The following is a 26,115-nucleotide window of genomic DNA, read 5'->3' as shown; positions in this document are numbered from 1 at the left end:
TCTGTGCTTTTTTATGTCTATTTTTACAGACTACCCTCATAAAGAGAAAAAACTAAACTGGCTTGCAGAAACGACACACACTCCCCCGCTTCACGTTGTGAGAAATTGGTTCTCGATCCCCTGCTGATTATAAAACTTTGCAACTCTACATACCTATAGAAAAAGCCACTAAAACATCTATTCAAATGATTTAGTGGCTTTGATTTGTAATTAATTTTAAAACTCAATTATTTAAAGATTAATCGTGAAGTTCACCGAAATCGACAACGTCACGTGCAATCATAACTTCTTCATTTGTTGGGATAACCATGACTTTGACTGGTGAATGAGGATAGTTAATGAATCCTTCTCCACTGATGGTTTCATTTTTCTTAACATCCCAGTAAACACCCATGAATTCTAGACCTTCGAGCACTTTAGCTCTTACTTCGTCTGAGTTTTCACCGATACCTGCAGTGAAGATGATCACATCTACGCCGTGCATACGTGTCGCATAAGAACCGATGTATTTGTGGATACGGCTCGCAAATACGTCTAATGCAAGTTGTGCACGTTCATGACCTTCTGCTGCTTCTTCACTGATATCTCTTAAGTCACTTGAAGTACCTGAAATACCAAGTAGACCAGATTCTTTATTTAAAATGTTTAATACTTCTTCAGCTGTTTTGCCTGTTTTTTCCATAATAAATGGAATTAACGCTGGGTCGATGTTACCTGAACGCGTACCCATTGTCACACCTGCTAATGGTGTGAAGCCCATAGAAGTATCTACAGATTTACCACCATCGATAGCTGCAATTGAAGCCCCATTACCAATGTGGCAAGAAATAATACGTAATTCTTCAATTGGTTTATCTAAGATTTCAGCTGCGCGTTGTGACACATATTTATGACTTGTACCATGGAAACCATATTTACGGATACCATAATCTTTATAGTATTGATAAGGTAAGCTGTATAAATAAGCTTTTTCTGGCATAGTTTGGTGGAATGATGTATCAAATACAGCGACATGTGGAATGTCTGGAAGTAATTTTCTGAACGCACGGATACCCATTAAGTTCGCAGGGTTATGCAACGGTGCTAATTCGCTGAGAGACTCAATTTTTTCTTCGACTTCATCTGTAACAACGGCAGATGTTGGGAAGATTTCACCACCGTGCACGACGCGGTGTCCTGTACCATCAATATCGTAAATGCTGTCGATGATACCATGTTTTTGGAAGCTATCTAACATGATATTGACTGCTTCTTCGTGATTATCTAAATCATTAACTTCTTTAATTTTTTCCCCATTTACTTCGATCGTAAATACAGAATCTTTTAATCCGATTCGTTCAACTAAACCCTTAGTGATTAACTTTTCTTCTGGCATTTCAATAAGTTGAAATTTAAGTGAAGAACTACCTGCGTTAATCGCCAAAATTAATTTTGACATAAGCCATTGGCCTCCAATTTCCTTTATTTGTTATACAATTCTATTTAATCATTAATACAGAGCGATTTCAAGAGTGTTACAGTTTAATTTTTTGGATGATTTGTGTCGATTCATTGATTCAAATCTTGTAAGAATGCTTGGAATTGTTGTGGGTTTTTGAAGTCTGGAATATTCGCGAGTAAAACTTCCACAGGTTTAGTTACTTTCGGCTCTTTACGTTGTAAAATTAAAATCGATTTACGTGCTTTTTCGTTTTTAAATAAGGTTGTTGGTAAATTTAAGAAGGCTTGCATTTCTGCTTCTGTAGCAATATAATTTTGCAACTGTTTCACATGTTCTCCTTCAAAAATATCACTCGGCACGATTAAAAATGCATAGCCAGATTGTTTCAATGCATCAAGTGCTTGTTCGATCAATAGATAATGCGCATAACTATGACCTTCATCAAAACCTAAGTTCATCTCATGACTGCGTTCATCTAATGGATAATAGCCAATAGGTAAATCACCGATCACAACATCTGCATCCTCAAATGGTAGAGGTTGGATTGCATCTTGCGGATAAACATCAAACGGAATTTCTAAGAAGTTCGCTAAATGCACACTAACACGAGAGAGTACAGGATCTACTTCTACAAGATGATGCATTAACGTTGTATCAGTAATGATTTCATGGATGGTTGCACTGAGATGTCCTGCCCCACTTGCAATGTCAGCAACTTGGAGAGACTCTGGATCTCCCACAAATTGTTTCACTAAAAAGCCAAGGATGAGTCCGATAGAATCTGGTGTAATTTGATGATTCGCTTGCACTTCTTCTTGTTGTAAAATGCTCAAATACGCGAACTGAAACGCTTTTCTTCTGTCTTGCATCGTTGCTTGTTCAAGTAAATCTCGTTGGTTGCGATAAACATCTTCCATCGCAAGGCCAAGGTTTTCAATTAAACTTTGCCCATTCTCTTCATGTAAAGTTTTGGCTTTATCTTCTAAAACTTTAAATAACTGTTCCATTATCGTTTGTTCTTGTGCCATGTAACGTTCCTTTCTAAAAAACTGCCCATAATCGTTAGGTTGGGCTTACTTATACCAATTTCCTAAATAATTATGGACAGTCGCTAATATATTGTCAAAAATGATGACTATGCGTCGTATGATGATTCATTCAATTATGCATTACGATATGCAGAAAGTGCAGAATCAAAATCAGGGAAATCTGTACCTTCAGCTACGATTTGTTTGTAGACGATTTGATCATTTGCATCTACTACAAATACTGAACGCGCAAGTAATCTTAAGTCCTCCATTACGACACCGTACGCTTTACCAAATGATAAGTCACGGTGGTCACTTAATGTGATGACGTTATCTAAGCCGCTTGACGCACACCATCTTTTTTGAGCAAAAGAAATCGTAAGTACGACACCGTCTTCTTCCGCTGCTTGTTCGTTAAATTGACGAGTTTGTTGATCACAAACACCTGTGTCTATAGAAGGTACGACACTAATTAATTTCTTTTTACCTTTATAATCTGATAATGATACTTCATTTAAATCGTTATCTAATACAGTGAAATCAGGTGCTTGTTGTCCCTCTTCAACCTCATTTCCTGCCAATGTCATAGGATCGTTTTTAAATGTAATTTCAGTCATAATATGCTGCCTCCATTTATACTTGATGCTTAATACAGTTGTATTATACATGGTGGGTCCATGATTTTAAACTCATGACACTTCACGCGATATGACATTACTTCATATAGAAAAGATGTTCTAATTTATTTCTAATCACGACCGTATCAGCGACATAATCATGAATCCCTCTATGTTTATTTGTAAAAGCGATCACTAGATAAGGTAAATTTAAAAATAACCCGCTAATAATTCTACCGATCCACTCCCTAAACAAGACGTCTGACCATGTTAAACGTTGTCTATCAATACGTTCCACACGAATATTACAAATCATTTTACCTAACGTCTGTTTAAAGTATTTTGTCATTAAGACAAAATACAAATAGAAAAAGAGTGCATCTAAGATGTGATCAATACCTAGATATGGAATGAGTAGCTCTACCTCATCAATGTGAGTAAAATGATAAATCGGTGTTAAAATCAAACTTTTAATGCCAAAGAGCACCAATATATCAATAATATAGCTCAATAAACGAATCCCAAAACCCGCATATAATTGTTTTGCTAGTGCGTCATGATTGAGTTGCGCTTGTTTCGGATCTTCACGGTTTGATGCAAGTATTTCCGCTGGTTGCTGGACATATTGCTTACCATTATATATTTCTACCATCTCGATCACCTATCCTTCATAAAGGTACATGGGTTTCGCTTGGGTATCATTCGTGATGACGCTTTTAATTGCTTTTACATCTGATTTGAGACCCTGTACAGTAGATTTTACATTGAATAGTGTGAAGAAGCTGCCTGAAGCATCATATTCAAATACTTCCGGTTGATCTACTTTAATTTCTTTACTCAATCCCTTAATAACATCATCTTCATAACCAATTTCATCAATCAGGCCGTTGGATTTCGCTTGTTGAGCCGTATAAATTCTACCGTCAGCAAGTTCACGTACCTTTTTCTCATTCATATTTCGGCCATCTTTGACGATATTCACAAAGCGATCAAAACTATCATCAATAATAGATTGCATGATGTTTCGCTCTTCTTGTGTCATCTTTCTTGAACTACTCAATATGTCTTTATGTTCACCTGATTTGAACACATTTTCTTTAATGCCTAATTTTTCTTGTAAGCCAGTGTAATCCGTATTACTCATAATGACACCGATTGATCCCGTAGTGGTTTGTGGTCCAGCATATATTTTATCTGCAGGTGCTGAGATGTAGTAACCACCTGAAGCGGCCATTGTTTTCATCTGTACATAAATCTTTTTGCCTTTATGCTTAATTTCTTTGATCTTCTGGTAGATTTCATCACTTGCGTATGTACTACCTCCTGGCGTATCGACCGTTAATAATACCCCTTTAACCGTCTCATCATTTTTCACATTATCTAGTTGTTCTAAAAATTCAGTATGATTATAACCATCGCCCATGAAACCGCCGCCTCCCTCGACGATTTCACCCTCTAATGAAAGATGTGCGATACGTTGCGTTGGATCTCCTTCTTTTTCTGGTACCTCTCCATACATATATGTATCTGCTTCTGTAACCACATTCGAGACGATTGCAGAAATAGAACTCATCACAATGCCACCGATAACGATCACAACAGCTAACACAAGGGCTATGATTCTCTTGTTCGACATAAACTCACCTCTTCTGGAAATTTGCTTTGTTGTTCTTATTTAAACACAATTGATAAAGCAATGTATACCATCTATTAAAAATATATAATATACTTATTTCTTCTATCTAAAAACTTGTGGAATATGCATGTAAGCGATTTAAACATTCAACAATTAAAAAGAACTCAAATGCGTGTCAAAAACACGCATTGAGTTCAATATGATATGTATGCTCCACCTTAAAGAAGTTGCATGATATAGTCATACGTATTTTTAATGATTAACAGTAGGGTCACAATGACAAATAAAGCTTTTACATAGCCAACGCCCTTACTGATCGCAAACTGCGCCCCTACAAATGACCCAGCAATCATACTTGCAGCCATTACAAGCCCGTACAGATAGTTCACCTGACCTAATATCATGAATAATATTAAGGCACCTATATTAGAAGCAAAGTTTAACACTTTCGCATTCCCAGCCGCACTGAGAAAGTCAAAGCCAAACATAAGTAACACAAACAACATAAACGAACCAGTACCACCACCTAAAAAGCCATCGTAGAAGCCGATGAGTCCCATCAACGCTGCAAAGATGATCGCCTTTATAACCGTGAGACGTTGAAATGTACGCACATCTCCCCACTCTTTTTTAAATAACGTATATATAAGTACAAGCGTTAAGACAACAATCACGATAGGTTTTAGTAATTGTGACGGCAACATCGTCGCTAATGTCGCACCACCCATAGATAAGATAAAAATAAGTGGCATCAGGCGCAGGACGATTTTAATATCTACATGACCAGCTCTTAAGAAGCGTAGCGCACTGGTGAGTGAACCAAATGAACTCGCTAACTTGTTCGTCCCTAATGCGACAGCTGGCGACAGTCCAATTGATAACAAGGCAGGAATGGAAATCAAACCGCCACCCCCTACAACTGCATCGATAAATGCAGCTAAAAAACCAAATGCTATGACAATTAAGATTAAAGTTATATCCCATTCCATGTCCCATCCACCCTTTCTGTTTAAACCTTTCATGTTGATCCAACTTTTCGATAATACATGCCATCGATATAAAATAAGCCAACATATCGTCATATATCGTATCGATATGCTGGCGTCCATTATCTATGTGCTTTTACCTATTTTATTACTATAGAACTTCTAGTGAAGATTAAAAGAGATCTTCTGCTAATGCATCTGTTTCGCGATCTTTATCACTTTGATAATCTTTCGTGATCGTAAGCGTTTCTACGCCATCCACTGCACGTTCTATCATTTCTTCAAAATCATAGCCACTTTCATATTGTTCAACCTTTTCGAAGTTAGGTTCAGTCACTGGATTTTTTGGTGTGAAAATCGTACAGCAATCTTCAAATGGTTGAATAGACGTTTCATACGTGCCAATCGCTTTCGCTTTTTTCACAATCTCTTCTTTATCTAGTGTCAATAATGGTCTTAAAACTGGAGTTGACGTCACATGGTTAATCGCATACATGCTTTTAAGCGTCTGACTCGCAACTTGACCTAGATTTTCCCCATTCACGATCGCATCTGCGCCAATACGATGAACGAGTTTATCCGCCACTCGCATCATCATGCGACGTGTAGAAGTCATCGTATAACGTTCATGAACGACTTTGTTCACTTGTTTTTGTAGTTCTGTAAACGGCACGATGTGGAGCTTAATTGTACCCACGCGTCCCGCTAAAATACGTGTTAGTTCGATGACTTTCTCTTTCGCTTTATCACTTGTAAATGGTGGACTGTGGAAATGAATTGCTTCTACAGTGACACCACGACGCATCACTTCCATGCCTGCAACGGGTGAATCGATCCCACCAGAAAGCATGAGTAATGTTTTACCACCTGTACCCACAGGTAAGCCGCCTGCACCTTCAATGATTTGATCATACACATAAATCGCATCGAGACGGACCTCAACTTTGATTGTATGATCTGGGTATTTCACATCTACGTGAATACCGGTTGTATTTTTTAATACCGCTTCCCCAATATCGCGTTGCAGTTCAAAGGTTTCCATTGGGAATTGTTTATCAGAACGTTTCACTTCTATTTTAAATGAGTCGCCTTGCGCATAATTTTGCGCAAATGCAATCGCTTGTTGGTTCGCAGCTTCAAGTGTTTTGTCTATTTTTAGTACTGGGCTGATTGAGCGAATACCGAAGACACCTGATAAACGATCAAGCATTTCATCAAGGGGTGCATCCGGTTCGAGCTCAATATACATTCTGTCGCGATTGGCATTCACTTTATACCCTTGTAACGGCATAAGTGCTTTTTTCGTATTAGATCGTAATTGACTGACGAACGTTTTTCGATTCGCTCCTTTTAGTGTCAATTCGCCATATCGCACAAGGATATGATCATATATCATTTTTGTAACAACTCCTTAACTTCTTCATAAACATTTTCGAATTGAGCTTTGAATGCTTCTATGTCCTCTTCAGAAGTTTCACTACTCATAGAAATTCTAATACTGCCTTCAATTCGTGTTTTATCCACATTCATGGCAAGTAAAACCTCATTAAGGGTTGCTTTTTTAGAAGCACATGCACTAGTGGTAGATATCATGATATCGTATTTTGAAAATGCGTTGACGAGTACTTCACCTTTAACCCCTGGGAAGCTGATATTTAAAATGTGCGGCGCTGCCTCTTTCGGTGAATTGATATAAACACCAGGATATTGTTGGATAAATTCACGTAAAGTTTGGTTGAAATAGGCTAATTTTTCATTTGTTGTTTCCGTATCTTGTACAGCATGTTTTAATGCTTTCACGACTGCCACATTCATCGGAAGATTTACTGTACCGCTTCGCAAGCCATATTCTTGTCCTCCCCCATGAATAATCGGTGTCAATTGATGTAAATTACGGACAAATAGTAAACCTTGCCCTTTCAATCCATGGAATTTATGACCACTAAGACTCAAACTATCGACATGATCAAAGTAGAGCGGCACTTTACCAATCGCTTGTACAGCGTCCACATGTAAATGTGCTTTTGGATATTGTTGGACGATCTCAGAGACCTTTTCAACAGGTTGAACTTGCCCCATAATATTATTCACGTGCATACAAGTCACAAGACCTACCCGATCAGTCATCAATGATTGAAGATGATCTGTATCGATTTGTCCATCTTCAGTGACGTTGACATATTTAACAGTAAAGCCTTCATCTTCGAGTGAACGCACGACTTCTAGCACAGAAGGATGTTCTAATACTGATGTGATAATTTCATCAGCTACATCTTTCTTTTTATATGCGATCCCTTTAATAGCTAAATTGTTAGATTCAGTGGCCCCACTGGTGAAAATTAAATCAAATTCTGAAGTGATATCGAATAGCTCAGTAATTTGGTTTTTTGCGCGTTGTAATAATTGCTCACCTTGTAACCCTGCTTTGTGAGGACTGTTCGGGTTAAAATACACAGCTTCATTTGCTTTAATATACGTTTCTAACACAGAATGGTTAGGTTTCGTCGTCGCTGCGTTATCTAAGTATATCACTTAACTCACCTCTTCTATTCCGTTTAATCATAACATACGGTGAATCGCTCACGCGTTCTTATTTCTATATTCTGATTTATAGACAATATAGTATTATACGCTATAAGCCGCCTGAAACAAAAGAGGCAAACTGACAAAATGATAAAATCGTAAAAAAACTCCTTCTCAAGATTCCACTTTATCGTAGAACCTTAGAAGGAGTTAGCTATTTCTCGTGATATGTCTGCTGTTTTATGATTGTGACTCAGTGACCTGTGCTTCAATATCTTTTGTCACGCCTGGTTCAACGTCTTCCAATGCTTGTTCAGCAATTTCAATTGAACGTTTATAACGATTATTTTTAAATAGACGTTCAGCTTCGTTTAAGCTTTTATCTATAGATGAATAATCTTTACGGTAACGGTTACCATATTGGATGAGTTTTTCAGCGTAAGCCGCATTAACTAACACGTCTGTTGCTTCTTCTTCAAATTTATTCATTTGAACGACGGCTTTAGACACTTTATCTTTTAATTGTTGAACGTGAAGCGGACGCACATCAAATTTCTTATTGATTTCTCTTACTTCGTAATCAATTTCATTTTTCATGATGATGAAGCGTTCAGGTACGCTTGGTAGATTAGAACCTAACAATTTACGATAAACTTCTTCTTTTTTACTTTGAATACGTAATAAGCTGTCTTCAGCTTCTGACTCATCTTCACGTAATTGGATGAGATGATTTTGTAGTTTTTCTTGTTTGTCGTTAATGACATCGACATGCTCTTTAATGTATTCGAGATTGTCTTCAACTTCACTATAACGCACCGCTGATTTAGCCATTTCTTTCAATATTTCATCGTATACTGAGATGAGATTTTGAATTTCGTTTTCAAATTGACGTACGTTTTGTAAATCATTTTCATCGATGTAGTAATTTTCACGGACGTAATCAATTTCAGTTTGTAGCGTATAGTTCATTTCTTTTGCTCTGAAGAGATTATCTGTGATCGTTTCTTTTGTTTCCTCTACTGTATTTTTAGCGTTGATTTCATGTTCAATGAGGTCATACATTTCGTCTAAACGATCATTGATGCTATTGAGTTTACTGTCCGCTTCATCGAGTTCTAATCGACTAATCATTGGTTCAACGAAGCTTAATTCGGTCTTTAAGGTTTGTAATGTGCTATCAATTTTAACGTGATCTAAGTCATAGCCTTCAACCTTCAAGTCTCTGCATCCATATTTCAAATCTTGGAATTGACCTGGCAATTCTTTTTGAGCTTCTTTAATCAGAGAAGGAATTTCTGACATATCTTTTCTTAAATAAGTCATATCGTTTTTAAGATTTTTAATATGTTCATGTGCCTCTAAGTAATTTCCTTCTTCTTTTAGTGATTCATATTGTTCTAGCTCAGGTGCTAAGCCATCAATTTCTTCTTCAAGTGGTTCGGCTGCTTCACCATATTGATGACGGTTCGCTAACACATCGCGTTTCATTTCGCGGTATTGTGTTTTTGATTGTTCGTAGAGTTGATCGCTGTTTTGATTAATCGTTAAAATTTCATCAATCTCTTCATTAATTTGGCGATAATTTGCTTCATATTTATCCATTAATTCGTGAGCCTCATCAACCTCTGACTGTGCTTGAGAGAATTTGAATTTGTCTAAATATGTTTCAGCATCATGAAGCTTTTCCTCTACAGGAGCTAAATATTGTGTTTCACTTTCTAACGTCAATTGTTTAAATTGATCATGTTTTTCTTGGATTTCACCAGTAAGTTCTAATTCAGACAGACGAGACACGCTATCTTCGTAAGGTAATTGAGCGACTTCGGTTTTACGTGTCTCTGCTTTTTCTATGATTTGGCTCTTATTCGAGCGCATATAAAATAATACACCCGCAGCAATTAATATAATGATAATAATTGCTAAAATAATATACAGTACCATAAATTCTCTCCTCCTAGTTTATCATCTCTCATTATAACGTAAATCACCCTTTTATTTAAATAGAAAATGATTTAATTATTATGAATATTTCTCTTTCTGTGATGAATTTGCATACTCTTATCAAAAGTACTTATAAACAGGGATGCTAATATATGACAAATGCGTTCGTGTGTTAGGAGTGTGCCATGGACATTTCTGTTTATGTAAAACGTATTCACTTTCGCAAAGCTACAATTTAACCTATCATTTAAACATTGACACTTACTATTCATCATACCCATTCTAGCCATCTTTTATACTGTTTTGACACGAACAATTTTGATTGCTTCAGTATGCCCCCACCCTTTATAATGAACAGAAAATGAGAAGAGGTCCTCCTATGCAAACAAATTATAATTTACTACAAAAACAACTTGAGAGTTTAATAGAAGATGAAACAAATTTAATCACAATTCTAAGTAATGCATCCGCACTCATTAACGATAATTTAGATGAAGTGAATTGGGTAGGATTTTATTTAGTCGACAATGGTGAATTAATCCTTGGACCATTCCAAGGACACCCAGCATGCATGCATATTGCTTTAGGTAGCGGGGTCTGTGGCACTGCAGCAAGTCAGGACGAAACACAAGTCGTTCAAGACGTTCATCAATTCCCCGGTCACATCGCTTGTGATGCCAACAGTCAATCTGAAATCGTTGTACCCATTCATCAACATAATGAAGTGATCGGTGTGTTAGATATCGATGCCCCAATTAAAAATCGATTTGATGAAACGGATAAGCAAGGTTTAGAAACAGTAGTCGCTATACTCGAAGCGCAATTGAATCATTAAATCAAACCACGCGTGATTACATTTTAAATCTTCTTCAATGATTAAATGTAAAAATGCATTGACACGCACCCAAAATATCAGTATAATGTACTTTGTGTGAATAAACGAAAATAGCTGTTGTATATTCATTGGCGCTATGTTGTTCCCAATGCGGACGTGCCGTGTAACCATTGCTATGAGGCGAGGACACACAAAACAACATATCCAATGTAAGCATACAACCCTCTTTTTTGTTTTTTCATAACAAGAAAAAGAAAAGGAGGAGCTTATCTATGGCAACATTTAGAGGCTCAAGCTGGAAAAAATCACGTCGCTTAGGCATTTCTTTAAGCGGCACTGGTAAAGAATTAGAAAAACGCCCTTACGCACCAGGTCAACATGGACCTAACCAACGTAAAAAATTATCTGAGTATGGTTTACAATTACGTGAAAAACAAAAATTACGTTATTTATATGGCGTAACTGAAAGACAATTCCGCAACACATTCGAAGAAGCAGGTAAACAAGGCGGTGTTCATGGTGAAAACTTCATGGCCCTACTTGCAACTCGTTTAGATGCTGTTGTTTATTCATTAGGTTTAGCACGTACACGTCGTCAAGCACGTCAATTAGTAAACCACGGTCACATCGAAGTAGATGGTAAACGCGTTGATATCCCATCTTACTCATTAAAACCTGGTCAAACAATTTCAGTACGTGAAAAATCACAAAACCTTGATATCATCAAAGAATCTGTTGAAATCAGTAACTATGTTCCTGAATACTTAGAATTCGATGCTGATAACTTACAAGGTAAATTCATCCGTATGCCAGAACGTAGTGAATTACCAGCTGAAATCAATGAACAACTTATCGTTGAGTACTACTCAAGATAATGTGTTTCACTTCCTCACCAACATATCATTGCGATATGTTGGTGTTTTTTTATGCTTCAATATGTGTCCAAGAATCAAGTTGTTCTGGCACATCACTAATCACCCCATCGACGCCGAGTTCACGTAAATGCTTTTCGGTTCCTGTCGAATTCACTGTATAAGGGTAGACGGTTAAATGAGCATCATGCGCACGTGACACAAATGAATGCGTCACCAATTCATAGTTAGGATTCACATAGTCTGCAAAGTTCGCAATGTCTTTAAATCGAGGTTGACGATTCCAAAATAACTTTTTACTGATTAACACCCCTATCGGATAAGTTTGTTGACTTGCAGCCATCAGTTGCATACTTTTAATATCAAATGATTGAATTATTGCTTGACTACGCTGATAATGATGACGATCTAACGCTGCTAAAACTGCTTTTTCTATCCCTGGATATTGTCTCGGCTTTTTTAACTCTATTAATAATGCTTCAGGTCTATGTTTAAAGAGTTCCAATACTTCTTCAAACGTAGGTATGTGTTCGCCTTCAAAACGTTGATCCTTCCATGACCCTACGTCTAATTGCTTTAATTCTTCTAATGTAAAGTCTTTTATTTTACCAGAACCATTCGAAGTACGATTGACACTATCATCATGCATCACGACGAGTTGTTGATCCTTTGTCATATGGAGATCTATTTCTACTCTCTCTACTCCTAAATCTATCGCAGCTTGAAAAGCAGGCATTGTATTTTCAGGATAACGACCTGATAAACCACGATGTGCAATCACCGTATAATTTTTAGACATGGTGTACCTTCTCCCTTTATTTCTTCATCGCTATTAACTAAACTTAACTTATCATATCTCTTTAAAGGAGGGAAAAATTTTATGGCTCAACATGATTTTAAAGTGACGACACAATGGCAAGGCGGCCGAGAATCCGTGGGTCAACTTAAAGGTGACGTACTTGAAGAACAAGTCTCTATTCCATCTGGATTAGGCGGTAAAGGCGTCGGAACTAATCCAGACGAAATGCTTGTTGCAGCTGCCTCTACGTGTTATATCATTTCACTCGCTGCAGTTTTAGAACGCTCTGGATTTAATGATATTCAAATTACGCAACAATCTATAGGTCGTGCCTCATTAGATAAAGGTAAGTTTAAAATGGTAGAGATTACACATTATCTAGAAGTAAAAATTGACGAAGCACAATTACCAAAGTTAAAAGATAAACTATCAAAATTATTACAATTAGCAGATCGTAACTGTATGATTTCAAATGCCATCCGTGGTAATGTAGAGGTGAATATCGAACCATCGCTTCAAAACTAATCTATCTCATTTCATCCTCGAGACGACAGTTACCGTTTCGAGGATAAATGTAGATATCACAAATAGAAAAGCTGCTCATTTTATAAAAAGACGTCTTTAGCACTTTATTATTTTTAGAAAATTGGTTATAATATAAAAATTATAACATTGGGAGATGGTTAAACATGAAATTGAACCATAGATACTTATTAACCCCTGGACCTACGCCAGTACCACAACCGATCTTACAAGCGATGCAACAACCGATGATTGGACATCGCACCGCTGAATTTGAAACCCTCGCCGATGAAGCCTCACGTGCACTCATGCCAATATTCGGTTCTGAACATCCTGTACTCATACTCACTTCAAGTGGAACGAGTGTATTAGAAGCAGCCATGTTGAATACGGTTGAAGCAGAAGACCACTTTGTTGTCGTCGTTTCTGGCGCTTTTGGTTATCGTTTTAAACAAATCGCAGAGACCTATTACAAACACGCACATATTTACGATGTTCCATGGGGAGAAGCTGTAGATGTCGAGGCGCTAATAGCGTTTATTAAGTCTTTGAACGTACCGATCAAAGCAGTATTTTGCCAATACTGTGAAACCTCTACTGCAGTGCTCCACCCTGTCCAACAACTCGGTCATGCACTCCATCAATATGATGCCAATATTTATTTTATCGTAGATGGCGTCAGTAGCATCGGTGCGGTTGATGTGAATATGTCACGTGATGACATCGATGTGCTTGTGTCAGGAAGTCAGAAAGCATTGATGTTACCTCCTGGTCTCGCTTTTGTAGCGTATAATGATCGTGCTTTAAAACGATTTGAATCCATTCAAACCCCAAGTTTCTACCTAAATTTAAATCGTTATATCACAGCACTTAACGACCACTCTACACCGTTTACACCTAACATTTCACTCTTTCAAGGCATCCTTGCCTACGCGTCCTTAATAAAGGAAGAAGGCTTTACAGAAGTGATTAAACGTCACTATCTTGTCAGAGATTGCTTGCGCCAAGCATTGATTGCATTGGACCTCGAGTTACTCGTCGTAGAAGAAGATGCATCCCCTACCGTCACCGCTTTTAAACCTAAAGATGCCGAAGAACTCTCTACGATTAAAAGTGAACTCGATTCACGTTTCAACATTGTCATTGCAGGAGGTCAAGGTCAGTTAAAAGGTGAAATCTTGCGTTTAGGACACTTAGGCCAAGTGACACCGTTCGACATTTTACAAGCAGTCGCAGCCCTAGAAATCATCCTCACCGATCATCGTCAAAATAATTATATAGGTAAAGGTACGACAGCCTTTATGGAGGTATTAAGTCAACATGTATAAAATATTAGTCGCAGATGCAGTATCAACAGAAGGTCTATCTCCATTACTTCAGCACGAGCAGTTTGAAGTAGAGATTCACACACAATTAACAGAAGCAGAACTCATCGACATGATTCCCGATTACGAGGGATTAATCGTCAGAAGTCAAACTCAAGTGACTAAAGCAATCATACAAGCAGCCACGCAACTTAAAGTCATCGCACGAGCGGGTGTCGGCGTCGATAATATCGATCTTGATGAAGCGACAAAGCACGGCATCATCGTAATTAATGCGCCTGAAGGTAATACCATTTCAGCCACCGAACACTCAATGGCGATGTTACTATCCATGGCACGACATATCCCTAAAGCACACCATTCATTACAATCGGGTGAATGGAATAGAAAAGCATTTAAAGGAACAGAACTGTACAACAAAACGTTAGGGATTATCGGTACAGGGCGCATCGGTTTAGGTGTCGCCAAACGCGCGCAAAGTTTTGGTATGCATATTTTAGCTCATGATCCATATTTGTCAGAAGAAAAAGCACAGGAATTAGGCATTGAACGAAGTAGTATTTCAGATATTGCACGAGAGGCAGACTTTGTCACTGTTCATACACCTTTAACCGCTAAAACAAGAGGGATTATCGATTATCCATTTTTCGAGCGTGCAAAACCAACGTTGCAAATTATTAATGTAGCGCGTGGAGGTATCATTAACGAACAAGATTTAGTTCAAGCACTAGATGAAGAGCTCATCGCTCGAGCAGCGATCGATGTTTTTGAAAATGAACCTGCGACCGCTTCTCCACTCACGAAACACGACAAAGTTATCGTGACTCCACATCTAGGAGCCTCTACTGTGGAAGCAGAAGAAAAAGCCGCTGATTCAGTGTCCAATGAAATCATTGCCCTGTTTGAGCAAGGAACGATTCGAAACGCCGTCAATGCACCTAAAATGTCTATCGGGGAAATCGATGAGCACTTGCAACCTTTCGTTTCAATTAGTGAAACCATCGCTCAATTTGCTGTGCAACTTATCGACGAAGCGCCACGTGAACTTCATTTAACGTATCGCGGTACGATTGCTGAAGAAGATACGAGCATCCTTACACGAACACTTGTCAAGACGGTATTACAACAAGATTTAGGTACACGTGTTAACTTAATCAATGCACTCGTCCTGTTAAACGAACAAGGCGTGAAATTTAATATAGAAAAAGATGCCACACAAACACCTTTTCAAAATGCAATTGAATTAACACTCTATACAGAGCACCATTCGATCAGTTTGGCTGCCACTGTCGTCAAAGGATATGGACCAAGAATCGTGCGTATTAATGACTATGCGATTGACTTTAAACCAGGACGCTATCAACTCGTCATTCATCATACCGATCAACCTGGAATCATTGGACAAACTGGACAAATCTTAGGTCACCACGATATCAATATCGGTAATATGCATGTGGGTCGTGCAGATAAAGGTGGCGATGCTTTCATGATTCTATCGCTCGATTCACCTGTTAAATCAGACATCATCGAAAAATTGTATGAAGTCCAAGGATTTAAAACGATACACTCCGTTTATATGAATCCTTCTTAAACTCATTATGCATATATAAAGAGCAAGACAGTGCTACTGTCCTGCTCTTTTTTTGATTCAAACTATCTTTTATTGAAAGTCCGTACTTTATAATAAAATATCCCTGATGTCGCATACATCGTTCACGATATAATCTGCACCATGTGCTTCTAATTCTTCTTTTGCATCAGCCCCTTTTAACCCGGTCAACGGACCAATGAATGTGGCACCGATCGTTTTTGCGCTCAATAAATCAGCGAGTGAATCCCCGACGATAAAGACTTCATCTTTATTCACACGATTCGATTGATCTGTAGCGTAATGATGGTATTGATCAATCTGATTACCATCTAGGGTCGCTAAATAGCTAAATGGATTTGGTTTACCAAGAGGTTTAAGCTCAGGATACTTCGCTTCAGCGTTTAAGACTTCTGAAGCTGTCACGATATGTGCATCGTCAAAAAATCTCTTTAATCCTAATGTTTCAAACGGTACGATTGTTTCAGTTCTCGGGCGACCTGTAACCACAGCGAGTTGATAATGTGCACCGGATAAATCCTCTAACAATTGTTTCAGTTCATCGACAGGTTTTAACACCGTTTCATGATATATATAGCCTTGTTTAAAAGTCGTACGAGGTGTTTGATGTTCAACCTCCGCAAACAATTCATAACCGAGATACCATTCTTGATATATGGATTGAGCTAACTGCCAGAGCGGTCCTTTTAATTCAAATAGTGAAGACATATCAACATTTAATTGTTCCGAAGTGTAGTGTATTAAATTTTGATATACATTTATCTTACCTGCAGAAACATGTTGAAGGAAGCGTAAAGGCATTTCAAAATCTATGTGAGAAGATGACGCCACTTCACCAACTGATTGGAGCATTTCTGGTGTGATTTTTTCTTCTGTTAACAAGTCTTGCCACTGACTGTGCGGTAATGGTTGTAAGATGCGTACCAGATGTAGCGCCGTGATGATAAATACCATATCCCAATTTGAATTCAATCCTAATGATTTTAACCGATTTAAAATTTGATCATCTTTAAAAACACGGGAACGGATTGCTTGTATCTCTTCATCTGATAACGATTCAAATTTCACTGTTGGATCCAAGCCTAAATAATCTTCGCTCATTAATAATTCGTAAACAGTTAAAGCCGAAACGTCGAAGCATCGTGCTTCGCTTAAAAACACCCCATCGACATCAAATAATATTGATTTCACCGTTGTCACCTCTTTTTTCTAATTAAGTATACTTAACGTAATAGTAATATGCCTTACAAAAAAGCGCAAATGACCCTCGTCACTTGCGCCCTTTAAATTATATATTTTTATCGTCCATCATTTTTTCCATTTCATCAGCCACTTGTTGGACATGAGTACCGATAACAACTTGGGTACTATGTTTACCACTTTTCGTCACGCCCACTGCACCAGCTGATTTAATTTTCTTTTCATCGATGATTGAATTGTCGTCGAGTTCCATACGTAATCTCGTTGCACAATTCGTGAGTGTTGTGATGTTTTCCTCGCCGCCTAAACCATCTAAAATTTGGCTCGCCGTTTGGTGATATTTGCCGACACTTTTAGAATCATCTGTATTTTTTGGAGCATTTGTATTCTCTGCATCTTCCACAGGATCAGCTAATAAGTTTGTGCCACGTCCCGGTGTATTTAAGTTGAGTAACTTAATCGCTACGCGGAAAACGACGTAATAAATGACGAAGAATATGATACCTTGGACAAACAACATCCATGGATGATTTGCATTCGGGTTGATTAATGACAGTAAGCCGTCTAATAACCCTGCACTGAACGAGAACCCTGCTGTCCAATGTAATAACGCTGCAATGAAAAGCGAGAGTCCAGTTAATAATGCGTGAATGACAAATAGGACAGGTGCAACAAACATAAACGCAAATTCAATAGGTTCAGTTACCCCTACTAAGAAAGCTGAGACCGCACCCGCAAGCATTAATCCGTAAACACGTTTTTTCTGCTTCGTTTCTGCAGTATGGTACATTGCTAACGCTACAGCAGGAATACCAAACATCATGACTGGGAAGAAACCAGCTTGATAACGTCCAGTAATTCCTTTGATAGCACCATCACCTGTTTGGAATTTCGCAATATCATTGATACCAGCAAGATCAAACCAAAAGACCGCATTGAGTGCGTGATGAAGTCCTGTAGGAATCAATAACCGGTTGAAGAAGCCATATAAGAAGGCTCCGACAGCCCCAAAATCAATAATCCATTTACCAAATGCGACAATCGCATTGTAAACCGGTGGCCAGACAAAGAGTAACACGACGATTAAGAATAAACAGAAGAACGCCGTCATAATCGGTACCAAACGTTTACCGCTAAAGAATGACAACGCCATCGGTAATTCCGTTTCACTAAATTTATTATAAGTAAAAGCAGCGATTAATCCGACGAGCATCCCCACAAACACATTCGCATTATTCATTTGTTCAAAAGCCGCATCGACATTTTCTGGTTTCATACCAATAATCGGTGCTATTTTTTCAGGACCTAATACGACTGTAGTTAAAAAATAACCTAAGGTCGCTGCTAAGGCTACAGACCCATCATTTTTCTTGGCCATCCCTAACGCGACACCAATCGCAAATAGAATACCTAATTGATCTAGAATCGTTGTACCAGCAGTAGAGAAGAACTCCGCTACTGTCGGCCATAGATTTAATGCATTGAGCCCGTTCCCTATACCCACGATAATCGCGGCAGCAGGTAATATCGCAACAGGCAACATCAATGATCTCCCTAGCCGTTGTAAGAAAGCAAACATGTGATTCCCTCTTTTCTTTATGTAGAAATTTAATTTTAGTCTATCATTTTAATTATGTAAGCGTTTTTGTTAAAATCAAACCTTTTCTATAATACCATATTTTATTTAGTAAAATATATCTTTTAGTATTTTAACTAAATTTTTTAGAAACAAGAAGTAAGAAGTTGAAAATAAAAAAACCGAAAGTGGTATGTCAGTGGCATCCATTTCGGTTTCAATCATGATTCGTTAGTCATTTGTAATATTGTATTGTTTGAGTTCTGCTTGTAGTTGTTTTGTACGTTGTTCAAGTTCTTTTGTGAGATATTCTAATTTTTCATTTCGTTTCATTGATTTAGGTAAAGATTTCGTTTCAATCGGTTCACCGAATTTGATCATAGCTTGGCCTGTAATGAGTCCCATAATATGTTTAGGTCCTACATACGCTGCTGTTAAGATCGGTGAGCCAGAGAGCATTGCGATTGTGACTGCCCCACGTTTAAGTGGTGCTTCTTCATTACCTTTAGTACGGTGACCCGTTGGGAAGATACCGACTGTTTTATTATCTTTCAATAATTTAATCGGTTGTTTTAATGTACTTGGTCCAGGATTTTCACGATCGACTGGAAAAGCATTTAATGATTTTAAGAAATCACCGAAAAATTTGTTTTGGAACAATTCTTTTTTAGCCATATAATGAATTTCATTTGGATACAGTGCAAGACCTAACATAATCACTTCGTTGTAACTTTCATGTGTACAAGTGACAACATATTTATTGTGTTCTGGGATATGTTCTTTTCCTTTAACAATTAAACCTTTACCTAACGTTCGTATGTAGAAGTATAATAACGAACTGATAAATTTATACATGCTTTCACCTACTTCGTTTACTTAATAATCAATTATAAATTCTATCATTTACGTCATGGTGGGACAAGCACAATTTAAATTCAGTCCAAAGTTGTACAGTAGATTACTAGCATTCAACCTAAAAAACATAGATAATATGGGATATAGAAAAAATTATAAGGAGGAAAAGCATGACTGAGTACAACACAAACCAAGAGCAACAAGATCAGTCAGATTACGATACTGAAATGCACCGTAATCTGAACGAAGATATGACTGAACGTAAACCTAAATTCCCTTGGTTCAAAACAATCCTTGTCGCTTTAATCGCCGGCATCCTAGGTGCCCTCCTCGTCATGGGTATAGGTAAACTCATTGATAATAAATTCTTAAATAGCGGCGGTTCAGAAGTTCAACAAACAACGAATAGTAAAGGCGGCAATACGTTAGATGGCCAAAGCGAAAACTACGATTCAGTCAATGAAATGATCAATGATGTGTCCCCTTCGATTGTCGGCGTCATCAACAAGCAAAAAGCTAATAGCTTAGAAGATTTACTCCGTGGCAAAACATCAAAATCTGAAGAAGCAGGTACAGGTTCAGGTGTCGTTTATCAAAAAAATAACGGCTCCGCTTATATCGTAACGAATAACCACGTCATCGATGGTGCAAACGAAATCACTGTTCAACTTCATAATTCTAAACAAGTCGATGCGAAATTAATCGGTAAAGATGCCTTAACTGATATTGCAGTATTGAAAATCAAAGATACAAAAGGTACCAAAGCCATTAACTTCGCAGATTCATCTAAAGTTAAAACAGGTGATAGCGTCTTCGCAATGGGTAACCCACTCGGTTTAGAATTTGCAAACTCTGTAACTTCAGGTATTATCTCAGCAAATGAACGTACAATCGATACAAATACGTCAGAAGGTAATAATAAAGTTAATGTATTACAAACAGATGCATCGATTAACCCTGGTAACTCTGGTGGTGCATTAATCGATATTAACGGTAATCTCGTTGGCATTAACTCAATGAAAATTGCCAGTGAACAAGTCGAAGGTATCGGTTTTGCGATTCCTAGTAATGAAGTGAAAGAAACTATCAAACAACTTGTTGAAAATGGTAAAATCACTCGCCCTTCTATCGGCATTGGTTTACTCAACTTAGATGAAATTCCTGATGCGTACAAAGATCAATTAGGCATTAAAGAAAAAGAAGGACTCTATGTCGTTGAAGTCGATGGCAACAATGACCTTAAAAAAGGTGACGTCATCACAAAAATTGATGGCAAAAAAGTTAAAGAAGATACAGACTTACGTTCTTATCTTTACGATAATAAAAAACCAGGAGATACTGTTCAGTTAACTGTAGATCGTGAAGGAGATACACAAAACATCGATGTAGAATTAAAAGAACAACAGCCTTCTAACAACGATGAAAGTGAAGAACAAAGTAACGACAGCCTATTTGAATAATATAAATAAAGTGCGGGTTGAAAATGGTTCAATCCGCACTTTTAATCTTTACAAACATTTGTAATGGATTAATGTCAATGTTTATTAAGCGGTCTTCAACAGACTGCTTTGTCTTCTCACATTCCCAAGTACTTTGTCTCAACAAAATTTCACTTGATTATACTCTTTTTCCAATCATTTTCTCTAAATACTCCTCCAAATATGGAACCTCTATCACATTAGACCAATTTAGTATAGATCCAATAAAATCAGCAATATCTAATCCTGGCATTTCGTAAGTATCTTCATTATTAACAGTGCCACAAGCATCTTCTATCATATAAACTTTAAATCCTAATTCAAATGCTGTTATAGAAGTGAATAGCACACAATACTCAATATTAAATCCAACTATAACGACTTCTTTTATACCATAACTGTCTAATATAAGTTTTAGATTTGTATGAAAAAAAGCACTAGGAGTTTCTTTTTTAATAAGAATTTCACTTAATTTAAGTATATCTTTATCTAAATTGCTAGAACAATGTTTATCTTCTACTAAAATTATTGGCATATTTTTATACTTGAACTCTTCACCTAATTTTAATACTTTACTTTTTATTTCTTTACTCTCCTTTGCTTGGAGAAAATTTTCATGCATATCTATAATTATTAAAGCTTCCACTTAAATTACCTCGTTAATAAATAATACTCATTATTTTCATCTCATTAGAAAACATATTCCTCTAAATATATAACTGAAATTTTACATTTTAAAAACAGAAATAATATCATCTCATTTATTTTTTCATTATATATGAAAGAATAAAATGAATTCTGTCGATTTAAAAATAAAATAATCCCACCTATGCTTATTATTAAGATGTCCATTTTATCCTCATTTTTTCAACTATTTTCTCAACTGAATTGTTAGATTTTTATTACCATAAAAAGTGAAACGCAAACATCAATTATATGAATTTTCTGTATATTGATATAAAATACACACGGTTACTTTTTCTGTGAATTTCCCCTGGGTTTACACCCTATCTTTGTATTTAAATATAATTGGTTAGGAAAGGTACTTAGTAATATACGATATTATTAAATATATAAGTCATACAAAAAGAGGAGTGAAAGCCAAACCGGTTTCACTCCTCTTCCTTTATCTCATTGGTTATTTATAATTCACCATGAAGTATTTTTTCTTACCGCGGCGAATGATTGTAAATTCACCTTCGATTTTATCATCCTCAGATAATTCATATTTTAAATCTTGTTGGCGTTCGCCGTTAATATAAATGGCACCGTTATTAATATCTTCACGTGCTTGGCGTTTAGAAGATGAAATACCAGTTTCTACAATCGCATCGACTAAGTTTGTTGTTTCTAGACTTAGTTCAACTTGTGGTACATCTTTAAATCCAGCTTTTAATTCATCAGCGGATAATGATTTTAAATCACCTTTGAATAATGCATCAGAAATACGAATCGCATCATCCAACGCATCTTGACCATGAATGAAGCGTGTGACATCTTCTGCTAATGCTTTTTGTGCTTCACGTAAATGTGGCGCTTCTTGTAATGATTGTTCTAAGCGATCAATTTCGTCATGACTTAAGAATGTGAAGTATTTCAAGAATTTAATCACATCGTCATCAGATACGTTGATCCAGAATTGATAAAATTCATATGGACTTGTTTTCTCAGGGTCTAACCATACTGCACCACCTTCTGTTTTACCAAATTTCTTACCATCTGCTTTAACGACAAGTGGAATCGTAAAGCCATAAGCTTCTGTTTGACCGTACATACGACGCATTAATTCAATACCTGTTGTGATGTTACCCCATTGATCAGAGCCACCAATTTGAATCTTACAGTTTAATTCACGGTTTAAATGACCAAAGTCGATGGCTTGTAAAATTGTATACGTAAACTCAGTAAATGAGATCCCATTTTCTAGACGTGTTTGAATTGAATCTTTCGCTAACATGTAGTTAACTCCGACGTGTTTACCATAGTCTCGTAAGAAATCAATGAGAGAAATTTGGCCTAACCAGTCTTTGTTATTAACGAGTTGAGCACCTTTTTCTGTATCAAATTCAAACAAACGATGCATTTGTTCTGCTATACCTTGAACATTTTGTTCAATTTGTTCTTCGTTGAGTAATTTACGTTCTTCTGATTTACCAGATGGATCACCAATCATACCTGTACCTCCACCTATGAGTACGACAGGACGATGACCATGTTCTTGGAAGCGTCTTAACGTTAAGAATGGAAGTAAGTGTCCAATATGTAGACTATCAGCTGTTGGATCAGCCCCACAGTATAAGGTTACTTGTTCTTTATCTAATAGTTCTTCGATACCTTCTTCATCCGTTTGTTGATAAACGAGCCCACGCCATTTCAAATCTTCTAATAATGCGTTTGTCATTACAATTCCTCCTCTTTCGTCTTTAAAATATGGTGCGTTATGTATATTTTCAATAAAAAACACCCTTACGCCAAATACGTAAGGGTGCGATTGCACGGTACCACCATACTACTTAAATATAGTTACTCTATTAATGATACGTTCATTAACTCAAACGTTGAATTACGCGAAATAGTGCGAGAAAGGTGTATTCACATCATAGTTTGTGTTAGTTCACAGCGGCCACTAACTCTCTGAAACAATCTATCATGCTACTTGTCCTTTAATTCAAAATCCATATCTAATTGCATTTTATTATAATGAAAATGCATGTGAAAGTCAACTTATATAAGATGACTCATCTAAAACGACGGAACTTTACACCTCAGTATAAGAACAAGAAAAGACACCAACTCCCATTCCAATTGGAACGGAAATTGGCGTCTTTTGTGTCATTTGAATTGATTTGTTTATTCAGGCGTTAAACAAATAGTATTGCTTATTAGAATAAGCCGACTGCATGGCCGTCATCAGTCACATCCATGTTTAATGCAGCTGGTTTTTTAGGAAGACCAGGCATTGTCATGATTGCACCAGTTAAGGCAACGATGAAACCAGCACCTGTTTTCGCTTCAAGTTCACGAATTGTGATTTCAAAGTCTTCTGGTGCACCAAGTACTGATGCATCATCAGTGAATGAGTATTGTGTTTTAGCCATACATACTGGATAATTATCCCATCCATTGTCTTTAAATTGTTTTAATTGTTTTTGGGCTTTAGAAGTAAATGTTACTTTGCTACCACCGTAAATTTCTTTAACGATTTTTTCGATTTTTTCTTCTAATGGTAAGTCTAAATCATATAATTGGTGGAATTCTTGTGGTTGGTCAATGACTTCTAATACTTCTTTAGCTAAGTCAATACCGCCTTTACCACCTTTTTCCCAAACTTCTGTTAATGCAAGGCGTACGCCATTTTCTTTAGCCCATTGTTCTACGAATTCTTGTTCAGCTTCAGTATCGTGAACGAATGCGTTTAATGCAATAACAGGTTCTAAACCGTATTTTTTAATATTGTTAACGTGGCGTTCAAGGTTTACGATACCTTTTTTAACCGCTTCAACATTTTCTTCTTTCAAGTCATCTTTTGCTACACCGCCATGCATTTTCATAGCACGAATTGTTGCAACAATAACGACTGCTGAAGGTTCGAAGCCTGCTTCACGAGCTTTGATATCGATGAATTTTTCGGCACCTAAATCAGAACCAAATCCAGCTTCTGTTACAACGATGTCAGCTAATTTTCTAGCTGTTTCAGTTGCAAGAATTGAGTTACAGCCATGTGCAATGTTTGCGAATGGTCCACCGTGTACTAATGCTGGTGTACCTTCGATTGATTGTACTAAGTTTGGTTTGATAGCGTCTTTAAGAATCATAGCTAATGCGCCTTCAACTTTTAAGTCAGCTACAGTTACCGGTTTACGGTCTCTTGTGTAACCAATTGTAATTTTGGCAATTTTTTGTTTTAAATCTTTAAGGTTATTAGCTAAGCAAAGGATGGCCATAATTTCTGATGCAACTGTAATGTTGAAACCATCTTCGCGTGGAACACCTTTAGTTGGTCCACCTAAACCTACAACGACTTGACGTAACGCACGGTCGTTCATGTCTAATACACGTTTCCATTCAATACGTCGTTGATCGATACCTAATTCGTTACCTTGATGAATGTGGTTATCGATAAATGCTGAAAGTGCATTGTTTGCTGTAGTAATGGCATGGAAGTCACCGTTAAAGTGTAAGTTGATATCTTCCATTGGTAGGACTTGGGCATAACCACCACCAGTTGCGCCACCTTTGATACCGAATGTTGGTCCTAAAGCCGGTTCACGTAAAGCAACCATCACGTTTTTTTTCAATTCATGGAAAGCATCTGATAGACCAACTGTTACAGTTGATTTACCTTCACCAGCTGGTGTTGGGCTCATTGCACTTACAAGTACAACTTTACCTTTTTCCCCTTTTTCTTCGATCTTGTTAATATCGATCTTAGCTTTGTAATGTCCATATTGTTCTAACGCGTCCGCAGGGATACCTGCAGCTTCAGCAATTTCTCCGATAGGTTTTAACGTTGATTGATTTGCAATATCTAAGTCAGATAATTGTGCCAATTAGATTCGCCCCTTTTAATTTAATTATGTAGTAGACGATGTAACATTTTGTGTAACTCAACGATCTGATGTTACAAACCCTACACTGTTATATTAACCAACTGATTATATATTGTCTAATATTTAAGTTAGCGCTTTCAACTTTTAAGTTACATTTGTTACATTTTCGTGTTAAATATAAAAATATTTCGCAGCATGATGCGATTTATTTTTTCTTCAAAAATTTAGGAAATACATGCTGTTGTAAATGAAAAAAGCTCACGCTAAATCATTTTTCAGCGTGAACTTCATCATTTTTAGTTTAAATGTCGTACTTTTACAT

22 protein-coding genes are annotated in these 26,115 nt (G+C 37.1%); 6 read left to right on the top strand and 16 right to left on the bottom strand.

Features of this window, described 5'->3' with window-relative positions:
• Nucleotides 1–238: 238 nt before the first annotated feature.
• From APS80_RS04865 to ezrA, 9 genes are all read right to left on the bottom strand, one after another.
• Nucleotides 239–1,438, bottom strand: coding sequence for an acetate kinase (locus tag APS80_RS04865; RefSeq protein WP_059107152.1), 1,200 nt, complete (start codon nt 1,436–1,438; stop codon nt 239–241).
• Between the two features lie 110 nt (nt 1,439–1,548).
• Complete coding sequence (locus APS80_RS04860; RefSeq protein WP_059107151.1) at nt 1,549–2,469, bottom strand: class I SAM-dependent methyltransferase; 921 nt, start codon at nt 2,467–2,469, stop codon at nt 1,549–1,551.
• A gap of 134 nt (nt 2,470–2,603) precedes the next feature.
• Nucleotides 2,604–3,086, bottom strand: coding sequence for a thiol peroxidase (tpx, locus tag APS80_RS04855; protein WP_059107150.1), 483 nt, complete (start codon nt 3,084–3,086; stop codon nt 2,604–2,606).
• 97 nt (nt 3,087–3,183) lie between these two features.
• Entirely contained in the window at nt 3,184–3,738 is a 555-nt protein-coding gene (locus APS80_RS04850; RefSeq protein ID WP_083498169.1) for an RDD family protein, read from the bottom strand.
• Nucleotides 3,739–3,747: 9 nt separating this feature from the next.
• Nucleotides 3,748–4,722, bottom strand: a complete 975-nt coding sequence (sppA, locus tag APS80_RS04845; RefSeq protein WP_059107149.1) for a signal peptide peptidase SppA — start codon at nt 4,720–4,722, stop codon at nt 3,748–3,750.
• Between the two features lie 218 nt (nt 4,723–4,940).
• Nucleotides 4,941–5,711 (bottom strand): TSUP family transporter, encoded by a 771-nt coding sequence (locus tag APS80_RS04840; protein WP_059107148.1) that lies wholly within the window; start codon nt 5,709–5,711, stop codon nt 4,941–4,943.
• A gap of 169 nt (nt 5,712–5,880) precedes the next feature.
• Entirely contained in the window at nt 5,881–7,104 is a 1,224-nt protein-coding gene (thiI, locus tag APS80_RS04835) for a tRNA uracil 4-sulfurtransferase ThiI (protein ID WP_059107147.1), read from the bottom strand.
• The gene (locus tag APS80_RS04830) at nt 7,101–8,240 is read right to left on the bottom strand and encodes a cysteine desulfurase family protein (protein ID WP_059107146.1); all 1,140 of its coding nucleotides are present in this window, start codon (nt 8,238–8,240) and stop codon (nt 7,101–7,103) included. The genes thiI and APS80_RS04830 overlap by 4 nt, the downstream gene beginning before the upstream one ends.
• A gap of 231 nt (nt 8,241–8,471) precedes the next feature.
• Nucleotides 8,472–10,172 (bottom strand): septation ring formation regulator EzrA, encoded by a 1,701-nt coding sequence (gene ezrA / locus APS80_RS04825; protein WP_059107145.1) that lies wholly within the window; start codon nt 10,170–10,172, stop codon nt 8,472–8,474.
• Nucleotides 10,173–10,551: 379 nt separating this feature from the next.
• On the opposite strand from ezrA, the gene APS80_RS04820 reads away from it, so the two are divergent.
• Both APS80_RS04820 and rpsD read left to right on the top strand, forming a co-directional pair.
• Entirely contained in the window at nt 10,552–11,007 is a 456-nt protein-coding gene (locus tag APS80_RS04820; protein ID WP_370688026.1) for a GAF domain-containing protein, read from the top strand.
• Nucleotides 11,008–11,279: 272 nt separating this feature from the next.
• On the top strand, nt 11,280–11,882 hold the full coding sequence (gene rpsD, locus APS80_RS04815; protein ID WP_059107143.1) for a 30S ribosomal protein S4: 603 nt from the start codon (nt 11,280–11,282) through the stop codon (nt 11,880–11,882).
• Nucleotides 11,883–11,931: 49 nt separating this feature from the next.
• On the opposite strand, the gene APS80_RS04810 is transcribed toward rpsD, so the two are convergent.
• Nucleotides 11,932–12,678, bottom strand: coding sequence for a glycerophosphodiester phosphodiesterase (locus tag APS80_RS04810; RefSeq protein WP_059107142.1), 747 nt, complete (start codon nt 12,676–12,678; stop codon nt 11,932–11,934).
• Nucleotides 12,679–12,759: 81 nt separating this feature from the next.
• Here APS80_RS04810 and APS80_RS04805 point away from each other — a divergent pair, with 81 nt between their 5' ends.
• The 3 genes from APS80_RS04805 (at nt 12,760) to serA (ending at nt 16,116) form a co-directional block, all read left to right on the top strand.
• Nucleotides 12,760–13,203, top strand: a complete 444-nt coding sequence (locus tag APS80_RS04805; protein ID WP_059107141.1) for an SACOL1771 family peroxiredoxin — start codon at nt 12,760–12,762, stop codon at nt 13,201–13,203.
• A 164-nt stretch (nt 13,204–13,367) separates the two neighbouring features.
• On the top strand, nt 13,368–14,528 hold the full coding sequence (locus APS80_RS04800) for a pyridoxal-phosphate-dependent aminotransferase family protein (protein WP_059107140.1): 1,161 nt from the start codon (nt 13,368–13,370) through the stop codon (nt 14,526–14,528).
• Nucleotides 14,521–16,116, top strand: coding sequence for a phosphoglycerate dehydrogenase (gene serA / locus APS80_RS04795; protein ID WP_059107139.1), 1,596 nt, complete (start codon nt 14,521–14,523; stop codon nt 16,114–16,116). Before APS80_RS04800 ends, serA begins: the two co-directional genes overlap by 8 nt.
• 87 nt (nt 16,117–16,203) lie before the next feature.
• On the opposite strand, the gene APS80_RS04790 is transcribed toward serA, so the two are convergent.
• The 3 genes from APS80_RS04790 to APS80_RS04780 all read right to left on the bottom strand — a co-directional run bounded on the left by APS80_RS04790 (nt 16,204) and on the right by APS80_RS04780 (nt 19,765).
• Nucleotides 16,204–17,325, bottom strand: coding sequence for an HAD family hydrolase (locus tag APS80_RS04790; protein ID WP_059107138.1), 1,122 nt, complete (start codon nt 17,323–17,325; stop codon nt 16,204–16,206).
• A 97-nt stretch (nt 17,326–17,422) separates the two neighbouring features.
• Nucleotides 17,423–18,913 carry an N-acetylglucosamine-specific PTS transporter subunit IIBC gene (gene nagE, locus APS80_RS04785; RefSeq protein WP_059107137.1) on the bottom strand — a complete coding sequence of 497 codons (1,491 nt, stop codon included), beginning with the start codon at nt 18,911–18,913 and terminating at the stop codon, nt 17,423–17,425.
• 228 nt (nt 18,914–19,141) lie between these two features.
• A complete protein-coding gene (locus APS80_RS04780; protein ID WP_059107136.1) occupies nt 19,142–19,765 on the bottom strand; it encodes a lysophospholipid acyltransferase family protein in 624 nt (207 codons plus the stop codon).
• A gap of 227 nt (nt 19,766–19,992) precedes the next feature.
• Here APS80_RS04780 and APS80_RS04775 point away from each other — a divergent pair, with 227 nt between their 5' ends.
• A complete protein-coding gene (locus APS80_RS04775; RefSeq protein WP_059107328.1) occupies nt 19,993–21,225 on the top strand; it encodes a S1C family serine protease in 1,233 nt (410 codons plus the stop codon).
• Between the two features lie 157 nt (nt 21,226–21,382).
• On the opposite strand, the gene APS80_RS04770 is transcribed toward APS80_RS04775, so the two are convergent.
• The 3 genes from APS80_RS04770 to APS80_RS04760 form a co-directional block, all read right to left on the bottom strand.
• The gene (locus tag APS80_RS04770) at nt 21,383–21,889 is read right to left on the bottom strand and encodes a cysteine hydrolase family protein (protein ID WP_059107135.1); all 507 of its coding nucleotides are present in this window, start codon (nt 21,887–21,889) and stop codon (nt 21,383–21,385) included.
• Between the two features lie 492 nt (nt 21,890–22,381).
• Entirely contained in the window at nt 22,382–23,644 is a 1,263-nt protein-coding gene (gene tyrS, locus APS80_RS04765; RefSeq protein WP_059107134.1) for a tyrosine--tRNA ligase, read from the bottom strand.
• Between the two features lie 481 nt (nt 23,645–24,125).
• Nucleotides 24,126–25,793, bottom strand: coding sequence for a formate--tetrahydrofolate ligase (locus APS80_RS04760; RefSeq protein WP_059107133.1), 1,668 nt, complete (start codon nt 25,791–25,793; stop codon nt 24,126–24,128).
• Between the last annotated feature and the right edge of the window lie 322 nt (nt 25,794–26,115).

This window comes from Staphylococcus auricularis (assembly GCF_001500315.1).
Taxonomy (GTDB): domain Bacteria; phylum Bacillota; class Bacilli; order Staphylococcales; family Staphylococcaceae; genus Staphylococcus; species Staphylococcus auricularis.
Note: the sequence above shows the minus strand (reverse complement) of the source record. Positions and strands in the feature narration are given on the sequence as shown.